This is a genomic window from Candidatus Hydrogenedentota bacterium (assembly GCA_018005585.1).
Classification (GTDB): Bacteria; Hydrogenedentota; Hydrogenedentia; order Hydrogenedentales; family JAGMZX01; genus JAGMZX01.
Genome location: JAGMZX010000123.1, coordinates 1 through 10,102 on the forward strand (window position 1 = coordinate 1; position 10,102 = coordinate 10,102).

At 62.9% G+C, this 10,102-nt stretch carries 3 protein-coding genes and 1 pseudogene; 3 read left to right on the plus strand and 1 reads right to left on the minus strand.

Going from position 1 to position 10,102, the window contains the following annotated elements:
* Window positions 1-2,285: 2,285 nt before the first annotated feature.
* The 3 genes and pseudogenes from KA184_17720 to KA184_17730 all read left to right on the plus strand — a co-directional run bounded on the left by KA184_17720 (window position 2,286) and on the right by KA184_17730 (window position 8,698).
* Window positions 2,286-2,495: pseudogene (locus KA184_17720) on the plus strand (hypothetical protein).
* A 496-nt stretch (window positions 2,496-2,991) separates the two neighbouring features.
* Window positions 2,992-4,317, plus strand: a complete 1,326-nt coding sequence (locus KA184_17725; GenBank protein MBP8131422.1) for a Gfo/Idh/MocA family oxidoreductase — start codon at window positions 2,992-2,994, stop codon at window positions 4,315-4,317.
* A 280-nt stretch (window positions 4,318-4,597) separates the two neighbouring features.
* Entirely contained in the window at window positions 4,598-8,698 is a 4,101-nt protein-coding gene (locus tag KA184_17730) for a hypothetical protein (GenBank protein ID MBP8131423.1), read from the plus strand.
* A gap of 423 nt (window positions 8,699-9,121) precedes the next feature.
* Here KA184_17730 and KA184_17735 read toward each other — a convergent pair.
* Window positions 9,122-10,102: leucine-rich repeat domain-containing protein (locus KA184_17735; protein ID MBP8131424.1), on the minus strand; the 981-nt coding region annotated here is incomplete at its 5' end.

Consider the following 10,102-nt stretch of genomic DNA (forward strand, 5'->3'; position numbering starts at 1 on the left):
TTCCGACTACGACGGCGGAGGACCCAGTTGGACCATCACCTTGACGGAACTGCTGCGCCTTATCCAATTCTATAACTCGGGTGGCTACCACGCTTGCCCGGGCGAGGGCACCGAAGACGGGTTCTGCCCCGGCTTGGCCTGAGTCATAAGGGATTTCACGCCTGACCCGCGGGATGGGCGCCCGGATGGACATGCCGGGCGCCCGGTTGACCATGATTTTTGACAACACGCCGACCACTGGGTGTGGCCCGGCACGCGCGGAGTGTGTTACCCTTCGCCGGACGGAGTCCCGCGCGAGTGTCAGGAACGGGGGATCGCGTATGAACGTGCGCCGGCGTGCAGTAACGGTATTCGCGTGTTTCGTGGCGGCGATTGCTTCAGACGCGTCGGCGAATCCTGCGGAACGCGCGGTGAATGACACCTGCGCTCAGGCCGTCGTGTTGCCGGGGGAGGGTGCGTATTCAGGAAGCACAAATGGCGCGGCGACCGACTTGCTTCCGGAGCAGATTGCGGGCTGGTGTCAGGAATTCGGGCGGGAAGTGTGGTACCAGTTCACGCCGGCCGTCAGCAAGGGATACCAGATTCGCGTCGAAGGCGGCTACAACACGGGCGTGGCCGTCTATGGGGCGTGCGACGGCCCGCCGATTCACTGCAACATGCATTGTCAGGGCGTGATGACCATCTCGCTGGTCGAGGTGCTGCTCGATGCGGGCAGCAACTATTACATTGCCGTGGGCGGTTTCGAGGAAGCGACTGGCGACTTTGCGCTGACCATTGGCGACATACAGTACGTTCCCTGCGACCTTTTCGATTCCTGCGGTGCGGACGCAGCGTACGGTCACGCCGCGCAGACGTCCCCCATCGGGATAATCGATGCCTTTACCGGCAACGGTCTTGCGGACCACTACGAGGGGGTGCCCGGGACGATTACGGCGGTGTCCTGGTGGACCATGGGCGTGCGGTGGTTCTCCGGCGATTTCTGCGAACGGAATCCGAACACATATCGCATTACCTTTTACGAAGACGAGACGGGATATCCCGGGGCCGCCGTGTCGTCCGAAGTGGTGACGCCGTCCTGCACCGCCATGACGCTAGGCGAATCGCCCGTATGGGAATGCCGGGCCGACCTGGCGGCGCCGGTTGTGCTGAACAGCGGGTGGATCAGCATTGTGGGTGTCAACTCCCTGCTTTGCGTCGCGATTCCGCTCGGCAGCGACTCGGATGACAACCAGTCCTGGGGCTTTGACCTCGATATCGAAGACCCGGGGCCCGCTGATTTTACTCAAGTGAATGATGATCTCGCCTTCTGTCTTTATGTTACAGGCGGCGAAGGCGAGGGCGAAGGCGAGGGCGAAGGCGAGGGCGAGGGCGAAGGCGAAGGCGAGGGCGAGGGTGAAGGCGAGGGCGAAGGCGAGGGCGAGGGCGAGGGTGAAGGCGAGGGCGAAGGCGAGGGCGAGGGCGAAGGCGAGGGCGAGCGTCCGGTAAACGACTTCTGTAATGACGCGGTGCTGTTGCCGGGCGAAGGCGTCCACGCAGGCGCGACCATTCACGCCGAGACTAACCTGTCTTATGCGCCATGCGGTTTGAGTGCGGAGGTGTGGTATCAATTCATTCCCGCCGCCGACAAGGAGTGTCAATTCCGCGTTGCGGCTGATTTTCAGCCCATCGTCGCGGTGTTCGACGAGTGCTATGGATCTTTGCTCGCCTGTAACGGTCTTTGTGAAGCGCAGACCGCGTCCGTTTCCCTGCCGGTGCGGGCTGGAACGGTCTATGTCATCGCCGTCGGAGGCTACGGCGGGGCAACCGGAGGGTTTGAATTGTACGTTGGCGACCCGGCGCCGCCCACCTGCGAGAATCAGGGCTGGTTCGATGTCTGTACGGGGCAGGCCGCGTTTGCCCAGCCGCCAAGCGAGACGCCGTTGACGTTCAGCGACGAAGCAGTGGGCACGGTACTCTTCGACAACTACTCAGGCATCGGCGGCGCCATAACCGGCGTCGCGTGGTGGGCGATGACCGTCAACGAGGAGGAAGGCGAGGCCGAAGCCGAACCACCGTGGCTCTGCGGTGATGAGATTCCGCCGTTCCGCATCGTTTTTCACGATGGCGACGGGGCCTACCCCGGCGCGGTGGTGCGCGAATACGTCGTGCAACCCGGCGTCTTGGCAGAGGCGCACAAGGACGGCGCCGGCGCGTTGTCGCACTTCCTGGCCGTATTGGAGCCTGCCTGCGCGCTTGGTGAAGGCTGGTTGTCCATCAGCGGCGCGGGCGCCGGCGATTGCGCCCCGATCCTTTTCGCGAGCCACGCAGGAAATGCGGACCACTTCTCGTGGTTGCGGCAAACGGAGGAAATAGAAGGCGATAACGAAGGCGAACAGACTTATTTTTTGCCGCAGTCGGCCGACGTTGCGTTTTGCCTCTACACGGAGCCAATAGGCGAAGGCGAGGGCGAGGGTGAAGGTGAAGGTGAAGGTGAAGGCGAAGGCGAAGGCGACCCGTGCGTGGATGAATGGCACACGGCGGACCAGACCCACAACAACCGAATCGAACTGACCGAGTTGCTTCGCGTGATTCAGTTCTACAACTCCGGTGGATTCCATTGTGCGGAGAATCCCGGCGATACGGAAGACGGCTTCGTGCCGGGCTCCGGCTTGAACACGGGCTGCTGCCCGCACGACAGCGACTATGCGCCGTCGGGGCCGGACTGGCAGATCAAGCTAACGGAACTGCTTCGCGTAATTCAGTTCTACAACAGCGGCGGCTACCACTACTGCCCGGAAGAGGGGTCAGAAGACGGCTACTGTCCGGGACTCTGACACGGTTATAGGCGATAAGTGCGGAACAGGCCCTGGCCGCGGCTGGGGCCTGTTTCCTGTCCAAGGCAATTGAGCTTGTGCAGGCACCCGTGCGAACTGGCATCAGGCGCGGTTGCGCGCTACACTCTACGGGATGCGCAGACAGGGAGTTTTCGGGCAACCAGAGAGGAATCCAGTCATGAAGAAAGTCACGCGCCGGGATTTTGTAAAGGCCGCCGCTGCGGCGACCGTGCTTATTGGGACATCGAAAACAGGCTGGCCGGGCGCGAACGACCGCGTGCGTGTCGCCGTTGCGGGCATCAACGGGCGCGGGCAGTCGCACCTGCAGGGGTACGCGGCGCTCGACAACGTGGAAGTGGTGGCCCTGTGCGACCCCGATTCGCGCCTGTTCCGGCCGCGGGTGGGCGAGTTCTTCACCAGGAGAAACAAGCCCGAGCCCAAGGTCGACCAGGATATCCGCAGAATCCTGGAAGACAAGGATGTCGACGTCATATCGATTGCGACGCCAAATCACTGGCACTCGCTGGCCACTATCTGGGCGTGCCAGGCGGGCAAGGACGTGTATGTCGAGAAGCCGATGACCCACAACATCTACGAAGGCCGGAAAGTGCTCGAAGCCGCCGCGAAATACAACCGGGTTGTCCAGCACGGCACCCAGCTTCGCAGCAACCCCGGATTTCAGGAAGGCATCCAGTTGCTGAAGGAGGGCATCATCGGCGACGTATACATGGCGCGCTGCGTCTGCTACAAGTGGCGCCCGGATATCGGCAAGGGCCACGCAGGCGACCCGCCCGAGGGCCTGGACTGGAACATCTGGCAGGGTCCCGCGCAAGAACAGCCGTTCATGGTGAACGAGAAGGGCGAAGGCATCTACGTCCACTATTTCTGGCACTGGGTTTGGGCGTACGGCAACGGCGACATCGGCAACCAGGGCGTGCATCAGCTCGATGCCGCGCGCTGGGGCCTCGGCGTCGGGCTGCCGTACCGTGTCGCGTCGATGGGCGGCATGTTCCTGTGGGACGACGCGAAGGAGATATTCAACGTTTCGTCCTCGTCGTTCCTGTTCAAGGGCGAAGACGGCAAAGATAAGATGATGACGCTGGAAGTGCGGCCGTGGTGCACCAACGACGAAGCGGGCGGCACGTCGTTCGGCGTCATCTTCTACGGGTCCAAGGGTTACATGACCTTCCCGAATTACGAGGGCTACAAGGTCTACGAAGGCCGCGACAACAAGCTCGTCAAGGAAAACGAAGACGGCAGCGACTTGAACCATTACCGCAACTTCATCGAATGCGTGCGCGCGCGGAATCCCCAGGGCGTCACCGCGCCGCCGCTGGAAGGGCACCGCTCGTCCGCCCTGTCGCACTACGCATTGACTGGCGCGCGGCTCAACCGCGTCCTCGAAATCGACCCCGAGACCGAGATGGTCACGAACGACGACGAGGCCAACGCGCTGCTGACCCGAGTCTATCGTGACCCGTTCAACGTGCCGGAGACCGTCTGAGCATCCTCGCCTCAGGCACAGCGCAGTGTTTTCCCGGGCCGTTCCCGCGGCTGACATCACCGCAGGAACGGCCCGCCGCTTGTTTTCTCGGGATTCTTAGATTCAAGACACCCTCAAAACCGCTGCCGCTCCCGTTTTTCTCTTTTTTAGTCGTTTTCAGCGATTGCCGGGGCGAATTTGGGCCAGTTTCACCCTATTGCATAATCGCCGTTGATCGCGTATTGTGATTCCCGCAGGCGATTTGAGGGGTTTGGTCCACGGCAAGAAAGGGGCATGTGCCATGAATACTATGAGAATGTGCAGAGAAGAGAGCAACCGCATCGGTTACGCCGCAGCCGTGCTGATGGCCGCTGCGGTGTGGGCCGTGTCTTTGCTGCCGGCCGCGGCGTATGCGGAAGGCGAACAATGCCCGCTGAACAGCCTCTGGTCGCAGGCGCCGGAAGGGGCGCTTGAAGAGACCAGCGACGCGCAGTCGGACCGCGCGTTCGCGGACAACTTTTTCAGTTTGAACGGCCCCATCCACGACGTGCACTGGTGGGGCTATTACACGGGCGGCGCACTGGCCCCGTGTGTGCGTAATCCGAACGAGCACAAAATCGCGTTCTACGAGAACGACAGCGGCGAACCGGGCGCATTGGTGGCGGAATACACCGTGACGCCAATTGCCGCCGATACGGGCATCGTGAATCCGGATATCGGCCTGTCTTTGTATCGCCATGACGCGGTGATCGACCCGCCATTGGCGCTGGAGACGGGCTGGGTTTCGATCCAGGGCACGGGCGATTCGTCGGGCTGCGAATTCCTGCCCGCTTCGTCCACGCAGGACGGCGTCCTGCGATATTTCACGGCGACCGGTGTGGAGATCGTTCCGGACATCGATGCGGCGTGGTGCCTGACGGGCGCATCGCCCGGCGACTGTCCCGGCAATGTCGTGCAGGACCCCGGGTTTGAATTGGGCCGGCCGAACCCGTTCTGGGTGGAAGAGATCAGCCCGGATTTCGGCGAGGATATTATCCGCGCATCGTGCGGCGTGAGCGGGTCATACTGCGCGTTCCTTGGGCTGGGCGGCGCGCCCGCTACGATTCCGGCCGCCATCTACCAGGAAGTCACGATCCCGGCGGCGCCGTCGGCTACCCTGCGTTTCCAACTGCGCGTCAGCAACGGCACTGCCGGCAGCGAGGGGGAAGTGCCGCCGGACCTCATCGATTTCAAGGTGCGCATCGATACCACGGTCGTCTTCTCGTTGAGCGAAGTGACGGAGCCTTATGCTTCGGGATATGCGCCGGTGGAGGTTGATATTTCGGCTTTTGCGGACGGCGCAGCGCATGTCTTGCGCTTCAGCACGGTGCAACAGGCCGATTCCGACGCGGACCCCAGTGTGGACGAGGTCTGTATTGAAACCGCGGGGGGCGAGGGCGAAGGCGAGGGCGAGCCGCCGGAAGTGTGCGAGGGCAATCTGCTCAATGATGGCGGGTTCGAGTTGGGGCGCCCGAACCCGCACTGGGAAGAGTTCTTCGACCCAGGGTTTACGTCGCAGATCATTACGATGAATCCGGCGCTGGCGCATTCCGGGAGTTATTTCGCGAATATGGGCGGGTCGGCCGAAGGCGACGACCTGATGCTGAAACAGGAGGGCGTGACGATCCCGTATGGCGCTTCCGCAACGCTCGAGTTCTACCTGCGCGTATTCGTTGACGGATTTTCTTCGCTCACGGTCAAGTTGGACGACTTTCCCGTCTACGTCCTGAACGCGGCGGACGCAGGCCCCTATGCTGCCGGGTATGCGCTCGTGAGCGTGGATCTCTCCGATTTCGCTGACGGGTACACGCGCGACCTGTTCTTCCATACGTGGGCGCCGGGCGGGTATTCGCTGTGCGCCTATATCGACGATGTGTGCCTGACCATCATCGGGCCGGAGACATGCCCCTTGAACAGCTGGTGGTCCCAGCCGCCGCAGGGCGCGCTCACAGGGACCAGCGACGCGCAGTCGGACCGCGCGTTCGCGGACAACTTTTTCAGCCTGAACGGACCCATCCACGACGTGCACTGGTGGGGCTATTACACGGGCGGCGGTCCGGCTCCCTGTGTGCGCAATCCAAACGAGTACAAGATAGCCTTTTACGAGAACGACGGCGGCGAACCGGGCGCGTTCGTCGCGGAATACGTGGTGATGCCGGCCGTTACGGATACCGGCCTGGTGAATGACGACCTCGGGCTTTCCCTTTACCGTCACGATGCCGTGATCGACCCCGCGCTCGGGCTCGAAACGGGCTGGATTTCGATCCAGGGCGTGGCCGATTCGTCCGGATGTGAGTTCCTGCCCGCTTCTTCCACGCTGGACGGAGTCCTGCGTTATTTCACGCCTGCCGGTGTCGAGATAGAGCCGGATATCGACGCGGCGTGGTGTTTGACATGGGACGCCGCCGAAGGCGAAGGCGAGGGCGAAGGTGAGGGCGAAGGTGAGGGCGAGGGCGAGGGCGAATGCGCCGACTTCAACGACCTCACGCTGGGAACGCAGTATCAGGTTGGCGATACCATTGTTACCCAAGGCTACGCGCTCCTGTGCAAAGAATTCTTCTGGCTGCCGAGCGGCGGCACGGTCGATGGCTTTGCGGAGGTTAGCAACGGCGGCGACGCCGGCGGGTCCGGCCTCGAATTGATGCTCAACAACATCAATGTGGATTTGAATTGGATCGGCGCGGCGCCCCCGCCGTGTGTCAGCTTCCGCTACGGCGAGTACGGCGGCAATATCAACCTCGAAGTAAACGGCGACTTCCGCAATATTGGGGACTTCTCCGAGGTCCACGGCACGGTCGTCGGCGGCGCGACGGTGTACGTTATCCCGGGCGGCAGCGGCACGGGCATAGTGGAACTCCACGGAGCGGTAGCCCAGGTCAAGGTAGGCGGCCAGGAGTTCTTCATCGATGATATCTGCCCGTTCTGCGCAGGCGGGGAAGGCGAGGGCGAAGGAGAAGCCGGTCCCTGCGCCGACTTCGACGACCTCGTGGCAGATACGGAGTATCACGTGGGCGACCTGTTCGCCACGCAGGGCTACACATTCACCTGCAAGGAGTTCTTCTGGCTGCCGAGCGGCAGCACCGTGGACGGCTACGCCAAGGTCAGCAACGGCGGCGACGCCGGCGGTTCCGGCCTTGACCTGATGCTCAACAATATCAACGTCGAGGTGGTCTGGATCGGCGCCGTGCCCCCGCAGTGCGTCAGCTTCCGCTACGGCGAATACGGCGGCAACATCAACATCGAAGTGAACGGGGACTTCCGCAATATCGGGGACTTCTCCGAGGTTCACGGCACGGTCGTCGGCGGCGCGGCGGTCAACGTCGTCTCGGCCGGCGACGGCACGGGCGTCGTTGAACTCCTGGGTTCGGTGTCACAGCTTAAACTCGGCGGCCAGGAGTTCTTCATCGACGATATCTGCCCGTTCTGCGAAGGCGGGGAAGGGGAAGGCGAAGGCGAAGGCGAAGGCGAAGGGGAGGGCGAAGGCGAGGGTGAAGGCGAAGGCGAGGGTGAAGGCGAAGGCGAAGGGGAGGGCGAGGGTGAAGGCGAAGGCGAGGGTGAAGGCGAAGGGGAGTATCCGGTCATCTGCGAAGGGAATCTCGTGGCCGATGGCGGCTTTGAGCTGGGTCATCCGAATCCGTACTGGCAGGAGGAATACGACTCTGATTTCGGCGAGATCGTGATTCAATCGGGCTGTGGCTACAGCGGCGACAACTGCGCGCGCCTGGTCCTGACCGATTTCGCGCCCGGCGTCAACGCGGCGCTCCGCCAGACCATCCAGGCGTCCGCGGGCCAGTACCTCGTGCTCCGTTTCTACCTGAAGGCCGGCTCCGACGATATCGACGGGACCATTGATTTCGGCGTGATGATGGACAGCACGCTGGTCTACGGCATGTCACACGTGGCGGAGCCGTATGCGTCCGGCTATGCCGCGGTGGCCGTTGATATCAGCAATTTCGCCGACGGCCAACCGCACGTGCTCTCGTTCAACCTGTGGGAGAGCGGCTACAACTGCTTTGCCCACGTGGACGACGTTTGCGTGCAGTCCGAAACGCCCACGCACCACAGCGGCGACCAGAACGGCGACAACCGGATCAACCTGACCGAATTGCTGCGCTTGATCCAGTTCTACAATTCGGGCGGGTTCCATTGCGCCGACGACCCCGGTTCAACGGAGGACGGTTACGTGCCCGGGCCGGGCTCGAACCAGAGCTGCATGCCGCACGCTTCCGACTACTTCGGCGGCCATGACTGGCGCATCGTTCTTACCGAGTTGCTGCGCCTGATCCAGTTCTACAACATCGGTGGTTATCGCTACTGTCCCGGCGAAGGCACCGAGGACGGCTTCTGCCCCGGACTCCTGTAGCCACAAGATACCGTCTCCACGGCCCCGGCGCGGGCGGCCTCCCGCCCTGCCGGGGCCTTTGAGTCTGGCGGGTGGCAGGATTGCCGGCCTGGGGGCGTACGAACCCGACACAACCTGATGGCGTCCAAGGGCCGGCGAACCGCAAGGCCTGAAGTCCGGAGGGACATGCCGTTGAAAGTGCGCAAAGGCCGCGTAGCCGGCCAAGCCGCCGGGCATGGGTCCGACACGTCCTGTGGCGTGACAGGGTAAGCGCGCGAGGGCCCCTCCATGGCGATTATTCGGCTTCCATTGCAGGTGGGGGCAAGATGGCGCCCGTAACCGCTGAGCGAAGCGGAGCCCGGCGGGACCAAGACGGAGTACGGACGCCACGGACGATGTTTATGGAAGGGACGATTCAAATCCTGGACCCCATTCCCGTCCTGTTCACGGCACGCCGAGGCAGAACCCGTCTTCGGTGCCTTCGCCGGGACAGGCGTGGAACGCGCCGACGTTGTAAAACTGGATGGTCCGCAGGAGTTCGGTCAGCGTGATTTGCCAGTCCGCTCCGGCGGGCGCGTAGTCGCCGTCGTGGGCCGGGCAGGACGTATCGCCGGGGCCGGGCGCGTAGCCGTCTTCCGTTCCGCTGGTGCAGTGAAACCCGCCGGAATTGTAGAACTGGATCACGCGCAGCAATTCGGTCAGGTTGATCCGGTTGTCGCCGTTCTGGTCGGCGGAGTGGGTTTCGAGTGGCTCGCCTTCGCCCTCGCCCTCGCCCTCGCCCGGACTGCATTCGGCATTGCCGAAGATGACCGTGACGCCGCCGCCTTCCAGCTCCGCGACCTGTTGCGATATGGTGTCGCCACCGGTGGTTACGTCGCACAACCACAATTCATTCAGCGAACTGAGGTCGAAAAGCGGCTCGATGGTGGTCAAGGGATTGCCGGAGGCATCGAGCCGCAACAGGGCATCGAGCGCTTCGAGTCCGGCAAGGCTCGGGATGCCGTTGTAGGCGATGTCGAGGTATTCAAGCGCGGCCAGCCCGCCGATGGGCCCGACCCCGGTTAGCTGGCAACTGGCGAGGTCGAGGTCGCGCAGCGCGGTCAGCCCGGCCAGCGGGGTAAGATCGGTGAAGAAGTTCACCGAAAGGTTGAGCCGTTCGAGGGCGGTCAGCCCGGTCAGCGGCGCGATATCCGTGACCTGGTTGTCGTAAAGGAAAAGCTGCGACAGGCCCGTGAGCGGCGCGAGCGGCGCGAGGTTGGTGACCGTGTTGCTGTTGAGCCCGAGTACATCGAGCGCGCTGAGCGACGCGAGCGGCGTCAGGTTGGTCACGTTGTTGTCATCGAGCAACAATTCGGTCAGGTTAATCAACCCGCTGAGCGGCGTCACGTCCGTGATGAGATTGTCCTGGAGGTGCAGCCCTTCCAA